At 67.3% G+C, this 297-nt stretch carries 1 protein-coding gene; it reads right to left on the bottom strand.

Annotated features, from left to right (window positions below; genetic code table 11):
- Nucleotides 1-297, bottom strand: a 297-nt coding sequence (locus tag P0G09_RS19220; protein WP_275253471.1) for a DUF1538 family protein, incomplete at both ends; no start/stop codon positions are given.

The raw sequence follows: 297 nt of genomic DNA on the forward strand, positions 1-297 counted from the left end.
GGTCATGGCGACCATGGCCACCACGCCGAAGGCATCGGTGACGATATTGCCGCCCACAGCCACACAGGCACCCTGCGCCCGCGGCAGCAGGAAGGTGGCCGTCATGGGGCCGGAAGCAACGCCGCCCGCGTCAAAGGCGATGGCGGTGTAGAGCTTGGGCACCACGAAGGAGATGCCGATGGCAACGGCATAGCCCGGGATGAGGAACCCTAGGATGGAGATGCCGGTGAGCACCCGCCCCATGGGCGCAGCCCTCTCGGCAGGCGTTTCCCTCTCGGTGGGTCTTGCCATGGTGCG

It is taken from the genome of Faecalibacterium sp. DFI.5.82, from assembly GCF_029076575.1.
GTDB lineage: Bacteria > Bacillota > Clostridia > Oscillospirales > Ruminococcaceae > Faecalibacterium > Faecalibacterium duncaniae.